The sequence below is a fragment of the Paenibacillus sp. VMFN-D1 genome (assembly GCF_003386155.1).
GTDB classification, from domain to species: Bacteria; Bacillota; Bacilli; order Paenibacillales; family Paenibacillaceae; genus Paenibacillus_AQ; species Paenibacillus_AQ favisporus.
Genome location: NZ_QRDU01000001.1, coordinates 2120971 through 2144539, shown reverse-complemented (window position 1 = coordinate 2144539; position 23569 = coordinate 2120971). Strand labels below are relative to the sequence as shown.

20 protein-coding genes are annotated in these 23569 nt (G+C 53.3%); 14 read left to right on the top strand and 6 right to left on the bottom strand.

Annotated elements, in window-relative coordinates; translation table 11 throughout:
- The first annotated feature begins 114 nt into the window (after positions 1–114).
- From C7820_RS09880 to glpX, 3 genes are all read left to right on the top strand, one after another.
- The gene (locus tag C7820_RS09880; protein WP_258875187.1) at positions 115–906 is read left to right on the top strand and encodes an alpha/beta hydrolase; all 792 of its coding nucleotides are present in this window, start codon (positions 115–117) and stop codon (positions 904–906) included.
- A gap of 230 nt (positions 907–1136) precedes the next feature.
- Entirely contained in the window at positions 1137–2135 is a 999-nt protein-coding gene (locus C7820_RS09875; RefSeq protein ID WP_116230804.1) for an LLM class flavin-dependent oxidoreductase, read from the top strand.
- A 271-nt stretch (positions 2136–2406) separates the two neighbouring features.
- Positions 2407–3381, top strand: coding sequence for a class II fructose-bisphosphatase (gene glpX / locus C7820_RS09870; protein ID WP_116230803.1), 975 nt, complete (start codon positions 2407–2409; stop codon positions 3379–3381).
- 71 nt (positions 3382–3452) lie between these two features.
- Here the strand turns inward: glpX and C7820_RS09865 are convergent, their stop codons facing one another.
- A complete protein-coding gene (locus tag C7820_RS09865) occupies positions 3453–4184 on the bottom strand; it encodes a class I SAM-dependent methyltransferase (RefSeq protein WP_116230802.1) in 732 nt (243 codons plus the stop codon).
- Positions 4185–4357: 173 nt separating this feature from the next.
- Between C7820_RS09865 and C7820_RS09860 the strand changes: the two genes are divergently transcribed.
- From C7820_RS09860 to C7820_RS09850, 3 genes are all read left to right on the top strand, one after another.
- Complete coding sequence (locus C7820_RS09860) at positions 4358–4858, top strand: DUF2243 domain-containing protein (RefSeq protein ID WP_116230801.1); 501 nt, start codon at positions 4358–4360, stop codon at positions 4856–4858.
- Positions 4859–5686, top strand: coding sequence for a cytochrome c oxidase assembly protein (locus C7820_RS09855; RefSeq protein WP_258875186.1), 828 nt, complete (start codon positions 4859–4861; stop codon positions 5684–5686).
- A 90-nt stretch (positions 5687–5776) separates the two neighbouring features.
- A complete protein-coding gene (locus C7820_RS09850; protein ID WP_251675277.1) occupies positions 5777–6397 on the top strand; it encodes a thioredoxin family protein in 621 nt (206 codons plus the stop codon).
- Between the two features lie 13 nt (positions 6398–6410).
- Here the strand turns inward: C7820_RS09850 and pdxR are convergent, their stop codons facing one another.
- Complete coding sequence (gene pdxR / locus C7820_RS09845; RefSeq protein WP_116230800.1) at positions 6411–7841, bottom strand: MocR-like pyridoxine biosynthesis transcription factor PdxR; 1431 nt, start codon at positions 7839–7841, stop codon at positions 6411–6413.
- Between the two features lie 108 nt (positions 7842–7949).
- On the bottom strand, positions 7950–10004 hold the full coding sequence (pbp4, locus tag C7820_RS09840; protein ID WP_181908988.1) for a penicillin-binding protein PBP4(5): 2055 nt from the start codon (positions 10002–10004) through the stop codon (positions 7950–7952).
- A gap of 155 nt (positions 10005–10159) precedes the next feature.
- On the opposite strand from pbp4, the gene C7820_RS09835 reads away from it, so the two are divergent.
- A complete protein-coding gene (locus tag C7820_RS09835) occupies positions 10160–10855 on the top strand; it encodes an FHA domain-containing protein (RefSeq protein ID WP_116230798.1) in 696 nt (231 codons plus the stop codon).
- Positions 10856–10948: 93 nt separating this feature from the next.
- Here the strand turns inward: C7820_RS09835 and C7820_RS09830 are convergent, their stop codons facing one another.
- On the bottom strand, positions 10949–11464 hold the full coding sequence (locus C7820_RS09830) for a CcdC protein domain-containing protein (RefSeq protein ID WP_116230797.1): 516 nt from the start codon (positions 11462–11464) through the stop codon (positions 10949–10951).
- A 208-nt stretch (positions 11465–11672) separates the two neighbouring features.
- Here C7820_RS09830 and C7820_RS09825 point away from each other — a divergent pair, with 208 nt between their 5' ends.
- A complete protein-coding gene (locus tag C7820_RS09825) occupies positions 11673–12854 on the top strand; it encodes a sensor histidine kinase (protein WP_181908987.1) in 1182 nt (393 codons plus the stop codon).
- Complete coding sequence (locus tag C7820_RS09820) at positions 12844–13509, top strand: response regulator (RefSeq protein ID WP_116230795.1); 666 nt, start codon at positions 12844–12846, stop codon at positions 13507–13509. Before C7820_RS09825 ends, C7820_RS09820 begins: the two co-directional genes overlap by 11 nt.
- Before the next feature lie 15 nt (positions 13510–13524).
- On the opposite strand, the gene C7820_RS09815 is transcribed toward C7820_RS09820, so the two are convergent.
- A complete protein-coding gene (locus C7820_RS09815) occupies positions 13525–14715 on the bottom strand; it encodes a styrene monooxygenase/indole monooxygenase family protein (RefSeq protein WP_116230794.1) in 1191 nt (396 codons plus the stop codon).
- Positions 14716–14800: 85 nt separating this feature from the next.
- A complete protein-coding gene (locus C7820_RS09810) occupies positions 14801–15991 on the bottom strand; it encodes a cytochrome P450 family protein (protein ID WP_116230793.1) in 1191 nt (396 codons plus the stop codon).
- A gap of 312 nt (positions 15992–16303) precedes the next feature.
- Here C7820_RS09810 and C7820_RS09805 point away from each other — a divergent pair, with 312 nt between their 5' ends.
- The 5 genes from C7820_RS09805 (at position 16304) to C7820_RS09785 (ending at position 23562) form a co-directional block, all read left to right on the top strand.
- The gene (locus C7820_RS09805) at positions 16304–17929 is read left to right on the top strand and encodes a type 2 periplasmic-binding domain-containing protein (protein ID WP_116230792.1); all 1626 of its coding nucleotides are present in this window, start codon (positions 16304–16306) and stop codon (positions 17927–17929) included.
- 58 nt (positions 17930–17987) lie between these two features.
- Positions 17988–18911 (top strand): ABC transporter permease, encoded by a 924-nt coding sequence (locus C7820_RS09800; protein WP_076166645.1) that lies wholly within the window; start codon positions 17988–17990, stop codon positions 18909–18911.
- A 67-nt stretch (positions 18912–18978) separates the two neighbouring features.
- Positions 18979–19803 carry a carbohydrate ABC transporter permease gene (locus C7820_RS09795; protein WP_076169368.1) on the top strand — a complete coding sequence of 275 codons (825 nt, stop codon included), beginning with the start codon at positions 18979–18981 and terminating at the stop codon, positions 19801–19803.
- Between the two features lie 45 nt (positions 19804–19848).
- Positions 19849–20973: a glycoside hydrolase family 88 protein gene (locus C7820_RS09790; RefSeq protein WP_116230791.1), complete on the top strand. Its 1125-nt coding sequence runs from the start codon at positions 19849–19851 to the stop codon at positions 20971–20973.
- Positions 20974–21213: 240 nt separating this feature from the next.
- A complete protein-coding gene (locus C7820_RS09785) occupies positions 21214–23562 on the top strand; it encodes a helix-turn-helix domain-containing protein (protein ID WP_258875185.1) in 2349 nt (782 codons plus the stop codon).
- The last annotated feature ends 7 nt before the right edge of the window (positions 23563–23569 follow it).

Below are 23569 nucleotides of genomic sequence, written 5' to 3'. Positions count from 1 at the left end.
TAACGGTAGAGTGCAACGCGCCGTATTTGGAAAAAGGGAAACGACAACCTTGTCCGGATGGTGTATAATTTTGGAAATGTTAGGTCTACACCATTTGAAGAAAGGATGAGAGCCATGCGATTTCCTTTTGATAATCCTGTCCGCGAAATCACCTACAAAGAGGTAAACGACCGGAAGCTGCGTTTGTATGTGTCCGAACCGGACCAGGAGGCGGCAAACAGGCCGGTGATTTTGTTTTTCCAAGGGGGGAGCTTTCAGCCCAATCCGAAGTTCTCGCCGACCCAATTTCAGCACCAGGCCCACGCTTTGGCATCCTTAGGCATCGTTTCGATTTGCGTGGACTATAGGACAGGGCGTGATGCTGGATTTACCCCGCTGCAGGCGATTATGGATGTTAAATCGGCCGTGCGGTGGGTGCGTCAGCATGCAGAGCAGCTCGGTGTCGATCCGGAGAAGCTGGCCATATGCGGAGCTTCGGCGGGCGGGTATATTTCCGTATCCTCCATCATGTTCGACCGTTTGAACGACGATATGGACGATGTGAGCGTAAATGCCGTTCCCGATAAGCTTGTCATCTTTGCGGCCGGGATGGACGGGGTGGACATTATGTCCCGCCGATACCCCGAGCTGCTGCCTATTGCCAAAGAGATTTCGCCCATCCATCATGTGCGGCGCTGCCTGCCGCAGACGCTCTGGATATGCGGAACCGGGGACGATTTGTATGACCAGAACCGCGGCTTTGTTCGAGAAATGCAGGATGTCGGCAACCCGATTACGTTCAAAACTTATGATGGCATGGAGCATGGCTTTTTTAATTACGGCTGGCATAACAATACCTATTTTCATAAAACCAGGCAGGATATTGAGGGCTTTCTCCGCCCGTGGTTGGAGCATACTGCTGAATAAAAGCTTGAATAACGCTGAAGTTTGCCGCACTTGCCAGGAACGAAAAACGGTATGTCATCGGATTTTGTCATGCTGACAGCGGGTCAGAGAATCAGCGAATTGATTTGATGCCAGTCTTTACTTTTCTACCAGGATATATTACGATAACGTGGATAATGTTTATCCTCTTTAATGCAGGATAAAGAAATAGCGTTCAGGATGATGTTTAACCTGGAAGGGAAGGTAACCTCATGAAATTAAGTGTATTGGATCAAGCACCCGTTACGATAGGAAATACGGCGGAAGGAGCGCTTCACAAGGCGGAAGAATTGGCCGTTCTGGCCGACGAGCTGGGATACACCCGAATGTGGATGGCCGAGCACCATGGGGCGCGCACGTTTGCGAGTTCGGCGCCTGAAGTGACGGCGGCCCGACTTGCGGCCAAAACGCAGTCCATTCGGATCGGCACCGGTGGTGTCATGATGATGCATTATTCCCCTTTGAAGCTGGCCGAGGTGTTCAAGACGCTGAGCGCATTCACGCCTGGCCGGATTGACTTCGGCGTCGGCCGGGCACCCGGCGGAGATACAAGCTCCATGTATGCCTTGTCGGAAGGGCGGCAGCTGATGCTGCACAATATGTACGAGAAACTGAAGACGACGCTGCAGCTGATGAATGATGAGGTTCCGGAAGATAGCCTGTACGCCAAAAACGCCGCATCCCCGGCTCACGTCACCCTGCCTGAGGCATGGCTGCTCGGATCAAGCGGCGACAGTGCTTTTAAGGCCGGAGAGATGGGTGTTGGGTATTCGTTTGCGCAATTTTTCAACGGGGCGATGAGCCGCGAAATTCTCGATATTTATAAAGACCAGTTCAAGCCTTCAGCATTTATGGAGAAACCGCAGATCAGCGTGACCTATTTGGTGACCACCGCTGAGACTAGGGAAGAAGCCGAATATGAGGCGCTGCCGCAGGATCTGTTTCGACTTATGATGGCTAAGGGGCGGCAGATCACGCAGCTGCTCACTCCGGAAGAAGCGCACAATTACCCGTTAACCGAAATGGACCGGATGCTGATCCAGGACAACCGGAGGCTGCATTTGGTTGGCCCGGTTAAGGAAATTGCCGCCCGCCTGAAGGAAGAGCAGGAGCTGTACGGATTTGATGAGGCCATGATCTGCAGCATCCCGCATTCCCAGGAAAAGCGGCTGCAGGTATATAAGCTGCTGGCACGCGAGCTTTTACAATAGTATATATGACGTAACAATAGCGTACTTACCTCTTGCGATAATGGAGGGGAGTACGCTTTTTTAGATTATTTATAGGACTTGGAAACGATATTCATCCCGTCTATAGCTGTATTAAAAATTAATGATGTCATAAATATTGATAAGTAGCTTATTATGACGTAATATATAAAACACAATAAAATGAAATGGAAGGGGGCTTGGGTTTTCACTCAGAAGCACATGGCAGAATTACCGGATTAACGGGGCATGGAATAGGAGGAGAGGTAAAGAAATGGAACGTCATATTGCTATGGATATGGTAAGAGTGACAGAGGCGGCGGCGCTTGCCGCCGGTCGCTGGACGGGAAGAGGAGACAAGAACAGCGCAGATCAGGCAGCAACGACAGCGATCAGGAAGCAATTCCATTCGATGCCCATTGATGGAACGGTCGTGATTGGCGAGGGGGAAATGGACGAAGCCCCCATGCTCTTTATCGGCGAACAAGTGGGGGACCGTCGCGGTCCGAAGGTCGACATCGCGGTGGATCCGCTTGAGGGGACCGAAACGGTAGCCAGCGGTTTGAACAATGCCATATCGGTCATTGCCGCCGCTCCGGCAGGCCAGCTTCTGAATGCGCCGGATATGTACATGGCCAAGCTGGCGGCAGGTCCGAAGCTGGCCGGCCAGCTGTCCCTCGATGATCCGATCGAAACGACGCTATCCAAAGCATCGGCCATACTGAACAAGCCGGTATCGGATATAACGGTATCGATTCTGGACCGGGAACGCCATCAGGACATCATTGCCAAGCTCCGGACGATGGGGGCGCGGATCAAGCTGCTCAGTCACGGCGACGTCATGGGAGCGATTGAGGCGGCGATGGAGAGCGAAGTGGATCTGTATGTCGGCTCAGGCGGTGCGCCTGAGGGTGTACTGGCCGCTGCCGCCCTCCGCTGCCTTGGCGGGGAGATGCAGGGAAGACTGCTCCCGGCCGGCCCGTCGGATTTCGAGCGCTGCCTGCGGATGGGGATTCCGGATCCGCACAAGCTGCTGACGATGGACGATCTCGTTGGTACAAAAGAAGTACTGTTCGTTGCCACGGGCGTCACTTCCGGATCATTCTTGAACGGCGTGCGGTACCTGCAGGAAGACAAAGCCGAAACCTATTCGGTCGTCATGCATTCGGCCAACAAGACGATAAGTTATCTGCGGACGATTCATGAGCTTCCGGTGCAGGAGGCATTGGTTCAAGGGGCGGCAATGTAACGCTGGGTGCCTTGCAGTGAGCACCGGCATCGAACCAACAAGGACAGGCGGGAAGCCTGTCCTTGTTGGTTTTATTTTTTCTCGGCAGACAGAATGAGGAACATCGGCCGTCGGGTTTCGTCCTTCATGCCGGGGTGGTGCATCAATTTCGGGTCGGGAAGCGGCTCGCGAACCGCTGTGATGGCAAACCCGGTGCGAATTAAATCGTTGATGTAAGTGGAAAGGGTACGGTGATATTTAATGACATGGTCCGTTAAAAACGCCGTGTTGCGAACACCTTCATCCTGATAGTGATCCACCGGCCAGTACAGCGGGCTCCCCTGGTCGTCCAGAATCCATTCCTGCTCGGGCCGGGACGTAAAAATAGGATGCTCCACCGAGAAGACGAAGGTGCCGCCCTGCTTTAAGCAGCTGTGTACTTTTTGGCATACGGCATCAAACGACTGCACGTAATGGAAAGCGAGCGAGCTGAGGACGACGTCGAAATGGTCGTCGGGAAAGTCGATATCTTCGATCGGTGCCTGTAGATAGGTGATTGCCGGATCATCCGATTGTTCCCGTGCGGATTCCAGCATGTTAGCCGAAATGTCTACGCCGACCACCGCAGCTGCATGCTGTTCCCGCGCATACCGGCAGTGCCAGCCAAAGCCGCAGCCGAGGTCGAGAACCGATTTGCCCTGCAGATCCGGAAGCAGTGCTTTAAATTCATGCCATTCCCCTGCAGCCCCAAGCCCGCCGATGGACCGGGGCATCTCTTTATACGCCGCGAAAAATGCGGAATCGTCATACTTGTTTTGTTTCATAACCGATGCACTCCTTTGTTGGGCTTTCACCCTTCCTCTTGTTTCATTCTGATCCAACTATAAATTGGGCATGACTTCGGGGTCAAGATGATGCTGGGATTCAGGATATGTTATAACCCGGCATCGACTGGGTATATTGAGAAGAAACAAGTCTTACAAAAGGTGGAAAAACCATGAGATCTAACGCAACGGAGTCTTCCATACTTTCAGCCCGGATCACGTACGCCAGTCGCAACTTCTGGTCGGGATTTCTGGCCGGCATCGGATTTATCGCCTTTGTGGATGAGGTCGTGTTTCATCAGCTGCTGCATTGGCATCATTTTTATGACAAATCCACGTCGGCCGTGGGCCTTGTGTCGGACGGCCTGTTTCATGCGCTCAATTGGTTCGCGACGGTCGCCGGCATGTTTATGGTATCGGATCTCCGGCGGAGAAACGCCATGTGGCCGAAACGCTGGTGGGGAGGCATGCTCCTCGGCGTCGGCGGATTTCAGCTGTATGACGGGACGATCCAGCACAAGTGGATGCGGATTCATCAGATCCGGTACGTTGACAACGTCTTCGTATACGACGTCGTTTGGAATGTCAGCGCCGCCGTCATTCTGATCATCGGCATCATGCTGATCGTTCAAACGGGCAGATTAGCGAAGCGGGAAACGGAAAGGGACGGTTAAATGAACATGACAGGACATCACGCAGGTCATGCTCCCGGAGGTCACCCTGATGCCGGTATTGTCCAGGATGTGTTCTTCATCCTCTTATTTCTCGTGCTTATCGTCCTCTACATCGTAGCAGTGAAAGTTGCGAATCGCCGGTTTAACAGATGGCCCGCCACGCGCACGATCTGTTGGATCCTTGGCGTCCTTGCTGCGGCAGCAGCTTTAACTGGACCGCTGGCGGCCAGAGCGCATGATGACTTTGTCTATCATATGCTCGGACATCTGCTTCTTGGCATGCTGTCCCCACTATTGGTCGCATGCTCCGCTCCCGTGACCCTATTGCTGCGCAGCTTAACGATTTCGTGGGCTCGCGGTTTGTCAGCCTGGCTGAAAAGGCGGCCGATGCGTCTGTTGAGCCACCCGGTTACGGCATCTCTTCTGAACGTTGGGGGACTGTGGGTTCTGTATTATTCCGGCTTGTATTCGGCGATGCAGTACCATCCGGTTCTTCACGTTTTGGTGCATGCGCATATGTTCGTCGCAGGGTACTTATACGCCGCAGCACTGCTCTGTATAGATCCCAGTCCTCACCAGGCAGGATACGGATTTCGTGCAGGCATCCTCGTGTTATCTCTTGCCGGACATGGAATCTTGGCCAAGATTTTGTATGCATATCCGCCGGGAGGCGTCCCGATAGCTCAGGCTGAATCGGGAGCACAGCTCATGTATTACGGGGGAGATGCTGTCGACCTGATCCTCATCTTTTTGTTCTGTCTCCAGTGGTACAAGTCGGCACGGCCTGGCAAAAGGCACAAGACCGCTTCTTCCTCGGCCATTTCGTAAAATTGACCTTTTTAAAAAAAAGAAACTGACCATTTCTATAGGGTCAGTTTTGTTTTATGTTGGTAGATATCCGAATAAGAAAGGTTGGAAATGGCGATGACAGAAGCGGTCAATCTAATGCATAAAGTCGGACAAGGTATTTCCACGCAGCAATTTATGGAACATATGCAAGTCAGGGAGATGGTTAACAGCGGGATACCGAATACGGTTGAAAGGTTTTATGAAAAATATCATGGATTCCGTACGCTCGATTCGGCCAGGCGGTGTTTGTTTGCATCTTCAGGCGAGCGTTTAGGCATTCGCTGCCTGATCTTGTGCACGGACTGGTGTCCGGATGTCATTTGGAACGTCCCCGTGCTGTTTCGGATCATGGAGCAGTCCGGCATCCCGGTTGAAGCGCTGATCATGGAAGAACATCTGGAAACGATGGATTTGTTTCTGACTGACGGCGGAAGAGCCCAGCCTGTGGCGATTTTTGTTGACCGGGGTGGCAACGTGCTCGGCAGGTGGGGAGCGCGCCCAGCCTACATTCAGCAAGTGATGGACGACTTTAAAGCCAGCCGGCCGGACCGGCAGTCTCCTTCGTATCAAGAACAGCTGAACCGAGTTTACCGGGACATCGGGGCTCTTTACCTTGAGGGCGACCGGTACCAGGATGTTATTTTGCAAGAGCTGGATGTGCTGTTTCGTCGTTTTGTTCAAACACCGTAGAGATAGAAAGAGATTAGCTGCCGAACCAAGCCTTTTTTAAACGAAGGATACCTTCTTCCATAACCGGAAGCGGAAGGCCGGCAAAGCCCAAATAAACGACAGGTAGGGGGGCATCGGGAGGGTCAGTCCACATACTGCGGAAATCATACACCCTGACCTGCTGCTGTTCAGCCAGTTGGATCAGCTCTTGAGCGGTACCATCGTGGCGGACGCTCAGCTGAAGGTGAAGCCCCGCATGCTGACCGGTAATATGGACTTGCTCACCCAAATGAACGCGTATCAGGTCTATCAACTGCTGATGTTTCTTGCGGTACAAGTTGCGTGTCTTCCGCAGATGTCTGTACCAGTACCCCTCCCGCATGAACCGCTCCAGCGCCCACTGTTCCAGACGCGAAGGTGCATGAAGCAGATCATGGTGGAGCTTGGATAAGTTGTGTAAGAGTGAGGGAGGAACGACCATATAATTGATGCGGAGCGCAGGCGACAATGTCTTCGAGAAGGTACCGATATAGATAACCCTGCCCTTGTTATCGAGGCCTTGGAGGGAGGGGATCGGCTTTCCCTGATACCGGAATTCTCCGTCATAGTCATCCTCTAAAATATAAGCGCCTGCCGTCTCGGCCCATGCGAGCAGACGTACCCGCTGTGAATACGGCATGATGCTCCCGGTAGGGAACTGATGCGAAGGCGTGACATATACGGCCTGAAAAGGAACCTTTGAAAGTTCATCCACAAGCAGCCCTTGGCCGCTAACCGGGATCGGGACCGTCTCCCAGCCGTATCCGTTCAATAGGTTCCTTACGAGATCAAAGCCAGGTTCTTCAAAGGCCACCCGCCGTACCCCGTCCAGAAGTTTAACCAGAATTCCGATGCTGTACGACATGCCGCTGCCAATGATGACTTGCTCCGGTGAACAGAGGACGCCTCTGGAATGAGCCAGATACTCCGAGATGGCAGCCCGCAGTCCCGGTTCGCCGCGGGAATCCCCATATTGACCCAGCTGTGGGGCCATCGGCTGCACGGCTTCTTTTAACATTTTGTTCCATGTCCGAAGTGGAAACGAATCTCCATCCATGTGGGTAGGGTTAAACTCGATCCAGTCCATGCCTTCTTTGGATGAAGGCCCGCGAAAGTCGGGTACGGTATGGTTAAGCTGCATACGCCGAGCCGGAGACGTTGTCACGACATTTTGTATAAATTCAGGGTCGTCCACCACGTAAAAGCCCGACTTAGGTTTGTTGATGACATAGCCTTCGACCACCAGCATGTGATATGCGGTTTCGACTGGCGTCTTGCTGATATGAAGCTGCTGCTGAAGCGCCCGTACGGACGGCAGCCGGGTCCCAGCCGCCACTTTCCCTAAGCGGATTTGTTCGCGGATCAAATGATAGAGTTGAAGATATAACGGAGAGCCGGAATGCTCGGGTAGCAGAAGGTCAAACATCGGATACCGCCTTTGCGTAGGATTCGCTGATTCTAGTCCTCATCGTATCACAAGAGGGACTGGATCTGCAGCGATGGCCGCAACGCAAGTTGACGGATTTCTTGACCGTTATTTTGTTTGCAGATTCAGTGTATTTAGAAAAGGCTTCAGCTTGTTCACGACGTAGTGGCTGCCGCCGCGTGCATGTACATTTTCGATCAGTGCGGATATCAGGAATGAAGATTGCTCCGCGTCGAAGGCGACCACGAATCCATTCTCCTCGCCCTGTTCGCCTTTTTTGGCTTTCAGCTCGGCTGTACCGGTTTTTGCCGCCAGTTTCAGCTCGGCAGAAGACAGCGCGTGAGCCGTGCCGCCGCTGCGGCTGACGACCTGCGTCAGTGCATCTTTGACCGTTCCGGCAACCTGTGGAGTGATGATTTGGATCGCTTGAGGAGATGGTTGATCTTCCTGCTGTAGAAAGAGGATAGGGGGAACAAGTTTGCCTTGCTGGGCGAAGGGGGTGAATGCGACCGCCACATGGATCGGGGACATCAGCATTTCTCCTTGTCCATAGGACGTATCCGCGAGGAGAACCTCTGAAGCCAGGTCCCGGTGGGAGGCGTTGGCATACTGGCTTGGCTTCAGGTTGATCATGTCCAGCCCCCAATTCTCGCCGAAGCCGAATTTGGATATGCCTTCGATAAATTTGCCGCTGCCCATTTCCAGCGCTTCTTGTGCAAAATAAATGTTGTCCGAATACACGAGGGCATCCACCATATTTACGGAGCTGACGTCCTTCACCCGCGTGACATAGTACCCGCCCCAGCCCGCGTCTTTTTTCCAATGCAGACCGTCAATGCGGCGGGTTTTATCCGCTTTGGTTATGCCTTCAGTCAGGCCGGCAGCGGCCGTCACCGCTTTAAACACCGAACCCGGCGCATACCGGGCCGCGAACCGGTTAAAGAAAGGAAGCTCCGGATCCTTGGAATAAGCGTCCCATTCCTGCTGTGACAGGCCGGTGACCATTTGGTTCGGGTCATACGAAGGGGTGCTGACCAGGGCCAGCAGATCTCCATGCTTCGGGTTCATCAACACCGCCGCGCCGGTATCGCCGGAAAGCGTACGGTAGAGGTCCTGCTGAAGAGCGGAGGCGACCGTAAGGCGGATGTTCTCGCCGTTTACGGCCGGCTTCTCGGCAACGATGCGTTTACGGTTCCCCTTCGCGTCGGTAATTTCGATCAACCCCCCTTTCCGTCCCCGCAGCTGCTTTTCCAGCGATTGTTCCAGTCCGGCCTTGCCAATCCAGTCTCCGGCTGCGTAATAGCCGTCTTTATCGTTCTGCAAATCTTCCTGCGTCACCTGACGGACATAACCGGTGAGGTGGGCGGCGGCTTGGCCCAGCGGATAATACCTCACTTCTTTCGGTCTGACCGAGACTCCCGGCAGTTTTTGGGACAGATCGGCTTCGGGAACATGGGCCATCGGAACAAAATAATCCGGTTTGACCCATTTCTGCGCCAGCTTTTTTTGGATATATTCCACCGGAAGTTTGAAGTAGGCAGCGATGCTTGCGATCGTCTGATCCGGATGGTCGCCGAGCTCGGAAGGGGTAATCCCCCATTCGTATGCGGTGCCGCGGGTGGCCAGCGAGTTCCCGTCCCGGTCCGTAATTTCACCACGCTGAGGCGTCAATACCCGGACCCTTACTTTGTCGCCGGCGGACATCTCTGGTAGAATCAGAGAAGGATGCCACTCGATGGCCCAAACCTTATTATGGTCTAGCTCAACCTGAAGGAGCTTCAAGTGGTAATCCCCATCAACATCACCGATCTGGGTATGCCAGGTAGCGGTATAGTCCATGGAATAATGATGATCCTCTTCGGACTGGAAGGCAGGCCCCTGCGTCACTTTAACGCCGGTAACGCCCATTCCGCTGAAGATCGATTGGTATTTCTCGACGAACTGCTCGCGGCTCATTCCCGATTGCTCAAGGGATTCAGGCGTCATGAGGTCGTAGAGCCTGTCAAATTTCATTTCTTTCAGACTGTTGAAGTAAGACTGCAGCGTCTGTTCGGGACCTGGTTCATCCCGCCCCTGAATAAACACGTATATCGCCATCCCGCTGGCAACCAGAAAAGCTAACAGCACGTATGTAAAAAATTGTTTTCGCTTTAATCGCTTCATTGCTATAAACCTCGCTTTTGAAATATAATTCACAAGTAAACATGGAAACGGGTATAGGCTAACTATAAAATCAAGCCGGGTAGGCAAACAATGGAACAAATCTGACGAATTTATCATTGACGGGAGAAAGAGACAAAGGAAAGTGAGAGGTAGATATGCCGGACAAAATCAAAATCATGATTGATACCGCCGGCCAGAAAGGCCATGGATCGTTTATTTACTTGGAAGAAGGAGAAACCGTGACGGTGGGTAGACATACCGGCTCGGAACAAGGGATGCTCGAGATATACAACCTGCTGGTTTCTAAACAGCACTGCCGGATCGCGTGGACCGAAGAGGGGCTTCAAGTCGAGGATTTAGGCAGCAAGAACGGGACCGAGCTGAACGGCCAGCGCTTGAACCCCCATGAACCCGCTGCGGTGTCTCCGGGCGACCGACTAACTCTGGTGAACGGACTGGTTGCTTTGGAGCTGGAGACGGTCATGGACCTGGAGGAAACGAGGGAGTATGTTTTTTCGGGGTGGCCTGAAGACGATGTGCGCTTGAATGACGACATGCAGAGCGTTCAGATTGATGAGGAGACGGTCCCGCTATCTAAGAAGGAATACCAGCTGTTTAAGCTGATGCACAGCCGGCTGGACCATTTTGTGACCCGGGACGAAATTATGAGATTTGTATGGCCCGAGCGCTGTATAGATGATACCGAGCTGGTTGGCATTGACGAGGTCAATTCACTGATTTACCGGACCAACAAGAAACTGCAAGGATATTTCGTCATCAAGTCGGTGTACAAAAAAGGCGTATATATGAAACGGGAGCATCAAGATGCGGATTCTGCGGTTAGCAGATGAAACGAGAGTAAATAGAGAAGCGGAAAGAACCCGCCCGATTTTTCGGGGGGTTCTTCTGCGTTTCAAGCTTTTTTACGGGGGACATTCCTGCAGCTAGGATCGCTGCAAAACTTTCTGCTTGTTCAGCAGGATTACATTGTAAGTTACGTAGTAGGCGAACATGATCAGCATCAAGCCCGCAGACCAACTGCTGCCCATCACAGCCAGCTGGTCGGACATCTGTGAACCTTGCTGAAAATAACCCGATTGGACCATATCGATAATTCTGTAGATCAGCCGGACAAAAAACAGCAGGGTTACGGTACCGGCGATCCAGGCGCTGGAGCGGTACAGCACCTTGCCGTTGCGATGCTCAAACGCGGTCACCGTAGAGCTGTACCATGCCAGGGCGGTACCAAGTACAATCCCGGCGACATCGGAAACAAGACTGACGGGATGCATTGCTCCCACAGCAAAAAAGATCAGTCCGACCAAACTCAGAATGATGGTCATCGTCCGGACCCGGCGATGTCTCAGCTCCTGCCAGCCGAATGTGCGGCGGAAACGTAAATATATGCGGTATATAACAAATAAACCTAGTACGATCCAAATGAGCATTTGAACACTCATCTTCGATTGCCTCCTTCATCATTTAGCCTGTCATCATCATATCCCGTTTTCGCCCGATGATTCGACTACCCTGGGATGGATCTTCACGATCGCTCGCCTATATCTGCAGATAGAGATTTGCTGCCATCCGGCTTAAATGTTGGATTTTGTCCGCGGACCGAGCTACAATGTTAGAAATTACGCAGGCGCTAAAGGAGGAAGGCGGTCGGTGAAAAGCAACTTTTATGGCAGAATCCTGTCTATTGCGGCTGTCCTACTCTTTCTGCTTGACCGGCAGCAGCTTTTTAGCGATCCTCCGGAGAAAATAATGCTGCATCTGATGATTTGGATAACCTTTACGAGTATTCTTCTGATCAGGAGATCATGGTGGACGGTAACACGGGCAGTCTTAGCCGCTTCTCTGATTTCCGCGGAGTGTTTGATCGGGATCTTATGGTTTCATGAAATCAAGATGCTGTATTTTCTGGTGATTCTGCTGTTCGCCTGGGCGATGCGTTTGACGGCTTCCAAAGCTTATGTCCCCTTGATTATCGCCATGGTCGTATCAGCCGGATTGTACATCCGTTTTGGTGAAAAGGATGTGTTTGACTTTCTCTCCTTTGTACTGCTTGGACTGGTCCTCTACTTCTTTATTCGCAGTCGTATGGAAAGAAGGCGCATCCACGAATTGAATGAGCGCCACTTGAAGGAGCTTCAAGAAGCTTATGAACAACTTCAGGACGCCTCTGCAACGGCAATGCAGTACGCTGTGCTGGAGGAGAGGGCCCGGATCGCCCGCGACATCCATGATGCGGTCGGCCACAGTCTAACGTCGCTTATCGTGCAGATGCAGGCGCTGCGTTATATGATCAAGCAGGATCCGGTCCATGCAGGGGAGACACTGGAAGAGATGCTGTCTGTGGCCCGCCAAGGGCTGCAAAATATCCGCGAGTCCGTCCACGCTTTGGCAGGGGATCTATCTTTTTCCGGCATGACGGCAATGAAATCATTGCTTATCCGGATGGAAGCAACAGCATCCATTAGTTATAACTTTCAAGCGGATATCAATGATGAAGATCTGCCTACGGAGACGTATGAAACGTTGTTCCGCGTGCTGCAGGAATCCGTCACGAACGTTATTCGTCATTCGAATGCGACGCAGGTGGAAGTGAATCTTTCAAGGGAAAACCATGAAATCACGATGATCATTCGAGACAATGGCACACTGAATGGGGAACACGGCATCAATGAAGGCTTTGGTCTGAAAGTCATGAGGGATCGGCTGAAGGAGAAAGGCGGTAGTTTACACTACCGCATTCCGGAAAGCGGCGGATTTGAAATCGTTGCGGCTCTGCCGGCTGAAGACCGGCCACGGCCTGAGGCAGAAAAGAGGGATAAGGATGTGCGATAACATTAGAGTTTTGCTGGCCGATGACCAGACGATGATCCGCCAGGGATTTGGGTATTTGATCGGGCTGCAGCCCGATATGACGCTGGTTGGTGAGGCGTCGGACGGGGGTGAAGCCGTTGAAATGGCCACTCGGCTTGGTCCGGACGTCATTTTAATGGATGTTCAGATGCCTGTCATGTCGGGAATTGAAGCGACTAGGGAAATTATGAGACGGCTGCCAAAGATGAAGATCGTTATCCTGACGACGTTTGATGACCAAGAGTACATCTACCAGGGAATTCGAGCAGGGGCGGTGGGCTACTTGCTGAAGGATGCGGAAGTGGAAGACATGCTGGGGGCCGTCCGGTCTGCGTATCGGGGGGAAGCGGTGTACAGAACGGCGTGGGCTGCGAGCGCCATGCTGCGCGTTGCATCCCCCGGGAAGTACTCGCAGCCCGATGAAGCGGGCATGAATCTGGCGGAGCCACTCACTGAACGGGAGCGTGAGATATTACAGGAGATGGCGTATGGCCTACGGAATGATGAGATTGCCCGTAAATTGGTCATTTCCGAAGGCACGGTCAAATCACATGTTCACCGGATCCTGCAAAAATTCGGCTGCCAAGACCGGACGCAGGTCGTGGTCATTGCGCTTCGCAGCGGTATGGTAAAATAAACAGCCAGCCTTCCCCTAGCGGGGAAAAGGCTGGCTGTTGTGTTGTTCAAAGAAGCTGCGGTACGCTTGCGTCGGATCTTCAAACCAATGGGCTATGCGATCCGCCGTATTCTGGTCTGCTGCCGCTTGCATCAGAAGCTCGGCAATATGTCCCGGCAGCGGCTGGGTCATGGCGTTGGTCCATTCGGTTACGGCCTTGATATAAGGCTGCGTCCGGTTCCAATATTCGCTGCCGATAGACTCGTCCCAATCGGCTTCCGCATGGGCCAGCAGCGTCTCGTACAGCTGCTCGGCAGCGTACGAAGCCGTATTGCAGCCCTGCCCGGTGATCGGGTCGGCAAGGAATACGCTGTCTCCGCATCCAAGGATGAGGGTGCCATTATGCATGACATACGGGCGGTGAACCGCAGGGGTGACGGCCGTGAGCAGATATGCGTTGTCGTCAATCAGCGCGAATTTGGCCGAATCGATCCGCCCGGCTATCTCCGGGAGGTGTTCCTCCACCACACCAAGCATCCGCTCGGCAAAAGCATCCGGTCCCTTCACGCCGACAAAAGCATCCAGTGCTCCGCCCGGAACCGCTTCAATAAACAGTATGGTGGCCCGTCCGTTTGATGTAACGGCAGGGATCTCGAACATTTCACCGGTGCCGGGCATCACCGTAATGGAAATGCCTTCAGGCTCGACCGGACGAATACCGGAAAAATAACCGACGATGCATTTCCGCTGCGGCGTCCGGAAGGGTGTCAGGCTCTCATCGACGGGAAAAGAGGCGACCGGTCCCGATTTGCCGGCTGCGTCGATGATCAGGTCGAATGAAGCGGCGAGTGCATCCAGATCACCAGCCGCAATGCGTCCATGCCGGAACCGAACGCCATCCTTGGCCAAATCCTCCATGGCGTCCGCAAACCGGATGCGCTGATCGGTGGAAGTGGCGATGCCCGTCAACTGCCCGGTAAACAGCTTTTGTCCTCCGAGCTGAAAGTGAATGGTCCGGATCTGCGGCGCATCGCTGTTCGCGGGCATTTGCACACGCCGCTCGCGCGCAAGTGTCGGCTGGAAATGAACCTGGGTCGAACGGACTCTGCCGCTGCGGATCTCATCAGGCTCTTCATGATGTAGCACCGTGACGTCAAAATCGTCCTTCAGCGCATAGGCCAGCTGCAGCCCTGCCGTTCCGCTACCGATAATGCCGATTGTTCTCATGAGTGATCTCCTCCTTGATCTTGGGGACTATTTAAAAAGCATACCTTCGAGCCCGGATGGACCAACAGGGAACAATTGACTAATTTTAGCTCAGACGAAGCGGGATTTCTTTCACCCCGCGCACGATCATGCCGGGTCTCCATTCCAGATCCCCGATTTCTCCTTCAAGCGCAAAGTCGGGAAAACGCCGCAGCAGCGTGTTGACCGCAATCTCTCCCTCCAAGCGGGCGAGCGGGGCGCCAAGGCACAGGTGTATCCCTTTTCCGAACGCCAGATGCGGGCTCTTGCCGCGGGTAATGTCAAACAGGTCCGGGTCCTCAAACTGGCCCGGATCCCGGTTGGCTGCATCGAGCGCGACGATCACGAGGTCGCCCCGCTGGAATGGCTGGCCCCTGAATTCCAAATCCTCGGACGCCCAGCGGGAGGTGCTGAATTCCACAGGGCCGTTGTACCGGAGCATTTCCTCGACGGCTCCCTGGATGAGTTCCGGCCGGTCCTGAAGGAGCTTGCGCTGCTCCGGATATTCGAGCAGGGCCAGCACGCCATTGCCGATCAAATTGACCGTCGTCTCATGACCGGCGATGATCATTAGCGTGACCACGCCGTACAGCTCTTCCTCCGTTAACCGGTCCCCTTGGTTTTCCGCGATCACCAGCTCGCTGATCATGTCGTCACCTGGCTGCTCGCGGACCTTCGCGAACCATTCTTTTAGATATGCGATAAATTCGTTCATGTGACGGGTGACATCCTCGCCCATTTTCTGATTCGAGGCTTCAATAATAGAGTTCGACCACACCCGAAACTTGTCCTGATCCTCCGTGGGCACGCCCAAAATTTCACTGATGACGATGATCGGCAGCGGAAAGGCGTAATCGTCAATGAGGTTCAGATGATCCTTGCCGGAGACCGCATCCAGAAGCCTGTCCGCAATCTCCTGGATATGATCCCGCATGCTTTCGATCCGCTGGGGCGTGAAGCCCTTTTGCACCAGACCGCGAAGACGTTTGTGATCCGGCGGGTCGGAGAACAGCATGTTTTTAGAGAACACGCTTGGATGCTCCTGCCCGCTGAATTTGGTCATGTCCTTGATGAACCTCGGATCTTTCAGCACAGCTGCCGCATCCTCGTAAGTGCTGATGAGCCAGCCAGTTTGCCCGTTCGGAAGCATGACTTTCACAACGGGATCGCTTTGACGCAGTTTCTCGTACACGGGGTAAGGGTTGCGGGTAAAGTCGCTTGTAAACAACGCATTTTTCGGAGTTTCACTTGCATGCATAGACAATGGACTCCTCTCGAAAAAATGATAGATTGCCCTTTCATTATAAAAGAATGTGGGAACGATATCCAAAAAGCGCGTTCTAGCCTCTCTATCAACCTATGCAGCCCATCCTGCAATTTTTCGGATAACAACATCAAAACCGTAGTTTTTCGATAATGTCTACCGTTTTTGTTCATTCCATTGGAGAAATCGTCATCAGCCGCAAGAAAAAAGAACATCGTTTTGTATTTTCTGCTCATATCCGGTGGAACGCTGCTTCGATAGTCTGAAAGGGCAAGATTCACCACATATCAAATGGAGGTTGTAGGCATGAAAAAAATCGCAGCTGCGGGTCTGATCATCGCGATGCTGGGCAGTGTGCTGGCGGGCTGTTCATCCGGCGGCAAGAGCGGCGAAGATGCGGCAAAGGGGGCAAGTCCGGGAGGTGCGGCTGAATCAGCGACCTACCCATTAAAAACCGATGAGAAGCTGTCCTACTGGGGCGAGATCAACGGCAACCTGGTCGGAATCAAGGCGACGCATGACGAAATTCCGTTCTTTCAGAAATGGCAGGAAAAAACCGGGGTACCGCTCGAGTTCACCGCACCGCCGACCGGTCAAGTTAAGGAAGCCTTCAACGTCATGCTGGCCTCGGGGGATTTGCCGGATATGATCGAATACAACTTTATCGGCGATTTTCCCGGCGGACCGGAAAAGGCGATCAAGGACGGTTACATTTTGAAGCTGAACGATCTGATCGACAAGTATGCTCCAAACCTGAAAAAGTACCTTCAGGAGCATCCCGACATCGACAAGATGGTCAAAACGGACAGCGGCAGCTATTACGCGTTCCCATTCATCCGGGGCGACGAATACCTGCGCGTATTCCAGGGGCCGATTATCCGGAAAGACTGGCTGGACGAGCTGGGTCTGCCGGTGCCGGAAACGATTGATGAATGGACGACGACGCTGAGAGCCTTCAAGGAGAAAAAAGGGGCGGCCGCACCGTTTTCGGTCGTGAGCAAGCCGCGCTTTTTCAATGAATCCGGCAACGGCGCATTTATTGGTGCCTTCGGTGTGAACCGCGGGTTCTATCAGGAAGACGGGAAGGTCAAATTCGGCCCCGCTGAGCCCGGTTTTAAAGAGTATTTGAAACTGTTCCATGACTGGTATAAGGAAGGCTTGATCGATAAAAACATCGCGACGGCCGACACGAAGGCAGTCGATGGCAACATGGCATCCGGCGCTACCGGGGCCACGATCGGCAACGCCGGAGGAGGCATCGGCAAATGGCAGCCGCTCGTTGAGGCAAACGATCCGAAAGCCGTGCTTGTTGCGGCACCTTATCCAGTGCTGAACAAAGGGGACAAACCCAAATTCGGACAGCTGAACCAGGCCTACGCGTCCGAAGGAACGGTAGCGGTCACGACCGCAGCCAAGGATCCCGCGCTCGCGGTGCGCATGCTGGATTACGGGTACAGCGAGGAAGGACATATGTTCTTCAACTTCGGTGAGGAAGGCGTAAGCTACAACATGGAGAACGGCTATCCGAAATTCACCGATCTCTTGATGAAAAATCCGGACAAGCTCGCTCCCGCCCAGGCGATCTCCCTGTATGCGCGCAGCAGCTATAACGGGCCGTTCGTGCAGGATAAGCGCTACGCGGAGCAGTTCTTTGCGCTCCAGACGCAGCGCGATGCGGTGGAGGTTTGGAAAAACACCGACGCGGCGAAGTATAACCTGCCATCCATTACACCGACGCCGGATGAAAGCTCCGAGTATGCCACCATCATGAACGATATCAACACGCTGGTGGATGAAATGACGATCAAGATCATTCTCGGCTCCGAGCCGGTCGATCAATATGACAGTTATGTCGCCAAGATGAAGTCGCTCGGACTGGACCGGGCGATCGAAATTCAAACGGCGGCGCTGCAGCGTTACAACAGCCGGTAAGCACAAAGGAAGGGGAGAGCCTGCTCTCCCCCTAATATAATCGAGGTGAACTTCAGGCATGGCAAATCGGCAATCGTTTCGAAGCCGGCTCGTTCGTGATTTTGTGCTCAACAAGTATTTATACATCATGATGCTGCCGGTGATCGCCTATTATTTGGTCTTTCATTATGCCCCCATGTACGGGGCGCTGATTGCGTTCAAAGATTATTCGCCCATGAAGGGCATTCTGGGCAGCGACTGGGTCGGATTGAAGCATTTTCATGACTTTTTCGGCAGCTACTATTTTTGGCGAATTTTAAAAAATACGATCTTGATCAGCCTTTATACGCTGGTTTTTGAGTTCCCGGCGCCGATCATACTGGCCCTCCTGATCAATGAAGTACGCAAGAAGAAATTCAAACGCGTCGTCCAGACGATCACGTACATGCCGTATTTTATTTCGCTCGTCGTCATTTGCGGCATCATCACCGATTTTACGAACGCGGACGGGCTCATCAACCGCCTGTTCATGTTCCTGGGCTATGACGGCCAGGCCATGCTGCAAAAGCCCGATCTGTTCCGGCCCATCTACGTGCTGTCCGAAATCTGGCAGCGGATCGGCTGGGAATCGATCATTTATATCGCTGCGCTCATGAGCATCGATCTGGAGCAGTACGAAGCGGCCCGGATCGACGGGGCCAGCCGTCTGAAGCAGATGCTGTACATTACACTGCCCGGACTGCTGCCGACCATTATGATCATGTTCATTCTCCGGATGGGGAACCTGCTCAACGTCGGATTTGAAAAGATTATTCTTCTATATAACCCGGTTACGTACGAAACGGCAGACGTCATCTCTTCGTTCGTATACCGCAAAGGTCTGCTGGAATTCGGCTGGAGCTACAGCTCCGCCGTCGGTTTGTTCAACTCGGTCATCAATCTCGTCCTCCTGATAACGGCCAACGCCATCAGCCGGAGGGTGAGCCAAAACAGCCTATGGTGAGGTGGTAAGCTTGAAAACAGAGAGCGGTTGGGGTGACCGCATATTCAATGTCATCAACTATGCCCTGATGATTTTTCTGGTTGTCGTGACCTTGTATCCGCTTGTGTATGTATTGTTCGCTTCCTTCAGCGATTCAGCCCGGCTGCTCGGCCACAAGGGCTTTCTGTGGCGTCCGCTCGGCTTCAGCCTCGACGCCTATAAGAGCGTGCTGGACAACCCGGGGATCGGCATCGGTTTTCGCAATACACTGTTCATTCTGGTATTCGGTGTAGCGGTAAATTTGCTGCTCACCTCGATGGGCGCTTATGTCCTGTCGCGCAAAAACGTGATGTGGAACAAGGTGTTCATGTTCATCATCGTGTTCACCATGTTCTTCAGCGGCGGTCTGATCCCGCTGTATCTCGTCGTCAAAGGCGTGGGTCTGCTGGACACGCTGTGGTCCACAATCGTTCCGTTCGCTGTCAGCACGTTTAACCTGATCATCATGCGGACGGCCTTCATGGGCATTCCGGACAGCCTGGAGGAATCGGCCAAAATCGACGGAGCGAATCATTTCACCATTTTGTTCCGGATTATCATCCCCTTGTCCATGCCGGTTATCGCTGTCATGATTCTCTATTATGCGGTGGACAAGTGGAACGGGTGGTTCTACGCATCGGTGTTTATCAAAGACAGAAACCTGTTTCCCCTGCAGCTGGTGCTGCGTGAAATTCTGATCTCCAACTCGACCGACAGCATGTCATCGGGCGCTTCGGCGGGAGACCGGTTCCAAATCGGGGAAACGATCAAATACGCAACGATTATGGTGGCGACCGTGCCTATTCTGTGCGTGTATCCGTTCCTGCAGCGGTTTTTCGTGAAAGGAGTCATGGTTGGCTCGCTGAAGGGCTGATGCACGTAGCTGCGAATCAAATTAGGTCAAAAAGGAGGTCTTCGCATGAAGGACTTTGAAACAGTTAAGCAGGAGATGTGGCGGCAGATCGTCCTCAAGGCGGGACAAATGCTGGAACGAATCAGAGACAAATCGCCGCATGCCGCAGGCCAAGACGGAAAATACGATGATATGCGGATCGATTGGTGGACTTCGGGCTTTTGGCCGGGCGTGCTGTGGCTGATGTACGACATGACCGGTGAGGATAAATACCGGGAGGCTGCCTGGAACTGGGATGAACGGTTGTCGGAACTGTGGCTCGCTCCGAATCATTATGATCATGATGTCGGTTTTCAGTTTTTGCCGACCGCAGTCATCAAGCATAAGCTGACCGGAGACGAAGACGCGGCAAGACGCGCGCTTCTTGCCGCCGGCTTCCTGGCCGGGCGCTTCAACCCTGCCGGCCGGTTCATCCGTGCCTGGAACGGCGACAAGACCGGCTGGTCGATCATCGATACGATGATGAATCTGTCACTGTTGTTCTGGGCATCGGAACAGAGCGGAGATCCGCGGTATGCACATATCGCAGGGCAGCATGCGGATACGGTCGTCCGCCATTTCGTCCGCCCGGACGGGTCCGTGCATCATATCATCCGGTTCGATGCCGAAACCGGCGAAGCCGCCGAAGCGATCGGCGGACAGGGCTTTGCGCCGGATTCGGCCTGGAGCCGGGGGGCGGCCTGGGCACTATACGGTCTAACGAATGCGTATCGTTATACGGACCGTCCGGATTACCTTGCGGCAGCCCAGCGGGTGGCGAACTTTTTTATTGCGCATCTGCCCGAGGATGGCGTGCCGTACTGGGATTTTCGTGCGGAAGCAGTGGAGGCCGAGGGCGGCATTGTGCGAGACAGCTCGGCCGGCGCCATCGCGGCATCCGGATTGCTGGAGCTCGCGGAAGTGCTTGGCGATATCCGGGGAAGAGGATATCTTGATGCCGCGCAGCGGATTCTGCATTCCCTGTACACGGCGTACGGAACATGGAATGATCCGGATCATGAGGCCGTCCTGCTGCACGGAACCGGCCATAAGCCGGTATCACAAAACGTGGATGTATCTCTCATTTACGGCGACTACTTTTTTATTGAGGCGGCCGCCAAACTGAACGGATGGAAGCACCGGATCTTTTAAAAAGATACGTATAGCGAGTTGATGCAGGATGCATGACCGCCTGTCCATTCATCTGCATGAGCCTGGGTAGACCGTGAGGTCTCCCGAGGCTTTTTCGCGTTAATTCCGTATCCAACAAGGGGATATTACGCTTTTTATCAACCGGATTGCACTTTTTATCTATACGCATCCCAGGCGATATTCGATATAATGGGTGTCTAATCAATCGAGACAAACTATTGAAGTATGGGTGATGGTCTTTTGCTGAACATTCAAAACCTATGGCGGAAACGGGAGAGCATCATTGTCACCTGGCTCGTATCATACAGCGCGGTGCTGTTTGTTCCGATCGTCATCAGCCTGGTGATCTATGCCCAGGCCAGCCATGCGCTGAAGAGCGAAATCCACCGGGCCAACGATTCGCTCCTGAAGCAGATGAGGTACACAATCGATAATCAGATCGACCTGATGAAGCGGTTGAATATGGAAATGACATGGAGCCCGAATTTGCAGCATCTGATGTATTCCAGCATGCCGGCTCAGGAAGTGCCGTACACGGCATACCAGCTGGTGAATGAATTCAGGCTGTTTAAAACGTCGTATGCTTCCATTGACGAGTTTTACGTTGTTTCCAGACGGGACGGCTCGGTGTACAGGTCCGGCAATATCCGCGACTTGAAATCCGCTTTCTATACAATTCACCAAACCGGTGCGCTCACATTCGAGCAATGGAAGAGCGAAGTATTGAATGGTACAAGCAATTCCTTTATCGTGCTTCCCCATGCCAATGCGGCTGATGAACATACGGCAATCGCCTATATTACGCAGCTGCCGAAAGACATGAACGGGCAGAGCACTGGCTGCGTAGTGGTCATGTCCGATACCCGCCGGTTCCAGGAAGCGGTGGAGGGCATTTCGGGTTTCAGCGGTGCGACGCTGCTCATTTTGAACCATAACAACGAGATTCTGATGTCCAACCATCCGGACTCGGAAGAGCTGGCGCCTTTTCTGAATGGTAAGCGGATTCAAACGGATTCCGCGCAGGCTGGCTCGTCGGAACTGTTCTCAATCAACTCCTCTGTCTCGGACCTGAAGTACGCCCTGATCATCCCGAGCGGAATCTATTGGGAAAAGGCGGAATACGTACGTAATTTTACGTATGTCAGCATACTCGTAAGCCTGGCAGGTGCCGGCGTCCTGACCTGGTTTTTTATGCGCCGCAACTATTCGCCTGTACAGCAGCTGGTCGAGTCACTCAAGGATGAAAACACCGACCGTAGTAATGCCGATGCGAACGAGTTCCGGTTCATCCAGAAAGTCGTCGCCCGCACCCGCACTGAAAATGACGAGATTTCCATGCAGCTGCAGAAGCACCAGCAGGTGCTGCGGTCCAATATGATCAACCGGCTGCTGAAAGGCAAACCGGATACACTGGTACCGTATGAGGAGGCGTTTCGTTCATTTCATATGAAGCAGGTATCCACGGAATTTGCCGTCATTCTGTTCGTGATCGAGAACGAAGACAAGCTGTACGAATTTTTGCCGGGCATCGACATGAATGAACGGAGCAAGCTGATCCATCTGATTATATCCAATGTCGTGGAAGAGCTGGCGGAAAAGCAGGGACATGCCGGGTATGTGGTCGAAACGGATGACATGATGGCCTGCCTTGTCAATTTGAAAGCGGATACTTCCGGATGGGAGCACGATCTTCATGACATCGCCGCCGAGGCGCAGCGGTTTCTGGAACGGTATGACATGGAGCTGACCATCTCACTGAGCGGACGCCATGCTTCCTGGATCGGCATTTCCGAGGCGTACCGGGAGGCGGTCGACGCGATGGAATACAAAATGGTCCTCGGCAAAAAAGGGATCATCGCATACGAGGACATCCGTGCCGACAGCACCGCAGACATCGGTTACGGCTATTATTATCCGCTTCAAATCGAGCAGCAGCTGATTAATGTGATCAAGGCGGGGGACCTGGATGAAGCCGCATCGTGTATGAACGAGATCATTGAGAAAAATCTGGGCAAGCCTGTCATGCCGCTCACACTGGCAAGATGCCTGATGTTCAATCTCGTCGGGACGATGATCAAGGCGATCAACGAGCTGGGCGAAGGGAGCGGCGGCATCACGCTTGCCGACAACCCGCGATGGATCGACGATATTATGGCATGCGGCACGCTTCGGGAAATGCAGGAGAAGCTGCAGTCCCTCCTTCAGGAAGTGTGTGCCTACGCATCAGCTAAACGTTCATCCCACGTATCCAGGGAGCGGGAGGATACCCTGCGGAACCTTATTGAGGAAGTCCACCAGTATATCCAAGCGAATTACATGGACATGAACTTGAACGTCAACGCGATCGGCGAGCATTTTCAGCTGAAGGGGAGCTATCTGTCGAAGCTGTATAAGACCCAGACGGGCGAAGGCATACTGGACAGCATTCATAAATACCGGATCGAGCAGGCGAAACGGCTGATGCGGACCAAGCCCGAGTCGGTCAGCGAGATATCCAGGCAGATCGGATACAACGACCCCGCGACCTTCATCCGGGTGTTCAAAAAGTATGAAGGGATCACGCCGGGCAAATACAGAGAAATTATTTGATGTTTAT

Bases quoted from the DNA above. Each gene is read 5' to 3' on its own strand.
- C7820_RS09880 (WP_258875187.1), top strand. From the start codon at position 115: ATGCGATTTCCTTTTGATAATCCTGTCCGCGAAATCACCTACAAAGAG.
- C7820_RS09875 (WP_116230804.1), top strand. From the start codon at position 1,137: ATGAAATTAAGTGTATTGGATCAAGCACCCGTTACGATAGGAAATACG.
- glpX (WP_116230803.1), top strand. From the start codon at position 2,407: ATGGAACGTCATATTGCTATGGATATGGTAAGAGTGACAGAGGCGGCG.
- C7820_RS09865 (WP_116230802.1), bottom strand. From the start codon at position 4,184: ATGAAACAAAACAAGTATGACGATTCCGCATTTTTCGCGGCGTATAAA.
- C7820_RS09860 (WP_116230801.1), top strand. From the start codon at position 4,358: ATGAGATCTAACGCAACGGAGTCTTCCATACTTTCAGCCCGGATCACG.
- C7820_RS09855 (WP_258875186.1), top strand. From the start codon at position 4,859: ATGAACATGACAGGACATCACGCAGGTCATGCTCCCGGAGGTCACCCT.
- C7820_RS09850 (WP_251675277.1), top strand. From the start codon at position 5,777: ATGGCGATGACAGAAGCGGTCAATCTAATGCATAAAGTCGGACAAGGT.
- pdxR (WP_116230800.1), bottom strand. From the start codon at position 7,841: ATGTTTGACCTTCTGCTACCCGAGCATTCCGGCTCTCCGTTATATCTT.
- pbp4 (WP_181908988.1), bottom strand. From the start codon at position 10,004: ATGAAGCGATTAAAGCGAAAACAATTTTTTACATACGTGCTGTTAGCT.
- C7820_RS09835 (WP_116230798.1), top strand. From the start codon at position 10,160: ATGCCGGACAAAATCAAAATCATGATTGATACCGCCGGCCAGAAAGGC.
- C7820_RS09830 (WP_116230797.1), bottom strand. From the start codon at position 11,464: ATGAGTGTTCAAATGCTCATTTGGATCGTACTAGGTTTATTTGTTATA.
- C7820_RS09820 (WP_116230795.1), top strand. From the start codon at position 12,844: ATGTGCGATAACATTAGAGTTTTGCTGGCCGATGACCAGACGATGATC.
- C7820_RS09815 (WP_116230794.1), bottom strand. From the start codon at position 14,715: ATGAGAACAATCGGCATTATCGGTAGCGGAACGGCAGGGCTGCAGCTG.
- C7820_RS09810 (WP_116230793.1), bottom strand. From the start codon at position 15,991: ATGCATGCAAGTGAAACTCCGAAAAATGCGTTGTTTACAAGCGACTTT.
- C7820_RS09805 (WP_116230792.1), top strand. From the start codon at position 16,304: ATGAAAAAAATCGCAGCTGCGGGTCTGATCATCGCGATGCTGGGCAGT.
- C7820_RS09800 (WP_076166645.1), top strand. From the start codon at position 17,988: ATGGCAAATCGGCAATCGTTTCGAAGCCGGCTCGTTCGTGATTTTGTG.
- C7820_RS09795 (WP_076169368.1), top strand. From the start codon at position 18,979: ATGATTTTTCTGGTTGTCGTGACCTTGTATCCGCTTGTGTATGTATTG.
- C7820_RS09790 (WP_116230791.1), top strand. From the start codon at position 19,849: ATGAAGGACTTTGAAACAGTTAAGCAGGAGATGTGGCGGCAGATCGTC.